The following is a 967-nucleotide window of genomic DNA, read 5'->3' as shown; positions in this document are numbered from 1 at the left end:
CTACATGAATAGATTATTATTTATAAATATTATTAACATTACAAAGTAATTAATATAGCTTATCAATAAACTTAAATGCAAACAACTTCGGAGAAACACCAATTTTAGATGCAATATATGCATCACTTTCCCCAGGGTATTCCTCATGAACACTATCAGGGATTAAAAGCTCTGCTGCGAAAATATAAGCTTGTCTTTCAGACTTATTTTTAATATAAGATCCACTAAAGCCCCTACAAGCAAAAGCATTAATACCATTATGAAGAAAATAATGACCAAGCTCGTGAGCTGCAGTTTCAATTCTTTCTTCTTGGCAAAGATTGCTATTTATATATATTATAGGATATTTACCATCTTTGACATGGAAAAAGCCCTTAATACTATCATGAAGTGGTGCTATTACCAGGGTAATATCCAAAATATCAATTATTTCAAAAGGATTATTAGTACCAAACTTTGATATAATCTCCCTAACCTTACTCTTTATAAACATAAAAACATATCCCCCTAAAATTATGAAGCTAAATATTATTGTCTCTTTTTTGTTTTTGTTTAACTAAAGATAATCCAATTTCCATAGCAGCAAGTAAGCTATCAATAGCCTCTTGGCACATTGGCTCCCCATCAAACATAATAGTTTCTTCGCTAGATAATTCTAGTTTAATTTTCTCTAAGGAATTTTTTATATCATGTTTATCTTCATCAGTTAAATTAAGTCTATCGTTAGTATGACCGTGTAAATAGTCAGTAGAAACATTAAACAACTTTGATAACTGGCTTATAGTTTCTCTTTTTGGTTCTCTTAAATTATTTTCATATCTAGATATAGTTACCTTAGTGGTATTTAATTTTTCTGCCACTTGTTCAAGTGTGTATCCTTTTTCTTTTCTTAAGGATTTTAATCTATCTCCTAAAGTTTCCATATATTCACCTACCATTTATATTATGATTTYAAAACGTACATATA

Annotated in this window: 2 protein-coding genes; both read right to left on the bottom strand. The window is 29.1% G+C overall.

The genetic code is table 11. The features are described from left to right. Positions 1-49: 49 nt before the first annotated feature. Entirely contained in the window at positions 50-493 is a 444-nt protein-coding gene (locus tag G3997_RS06050) for an ImmA/IrrE family metallo-endopeptidase (protein WP_296644427.1), read from the bottom strand. A gap of 28 nt (positions 494-521) precedes the next feature. Then, positions 522-923, bottom strand: a complete 402-nt coding sequence (locus G3997_RS06045; RefSeq protein WP_296644423.1) for a helix-turn-helix domain-containing protein — start codon at positions 921-923, stop codon at positions 522-524. Positions 924-967 lie beyond the last annotated feature (44 nt).

It is taken from the genome of Romboutsia sp. 13368, from assembly GCF_018336475.1.
Classification (GTDB): domain Bacteria; phylum Bacillota; class Clostridia; order Peptostreptococcales; family Peptostreptococcaceae; genus Romboutsia.
This window is presented reverse-complemented; position numbering and strand designations above follow the sequence as displayed.

Coding starts and splice junctions, on each gene's coding strand:
- G3997_RS06050 (WP_296644427.1), bottom strand. CDS start 493: ATGTTTATAAAGAGTAAGGTTAGGGAGATTATATCAAAGTTTGGTACT.
- G3997_RS06045 (WP_296644423.1), bottom strand. CDS start 923: ATGGAAACTTTAGGAGATAGATTAAAATCCTTAAGAAAAGAAAAAGGA.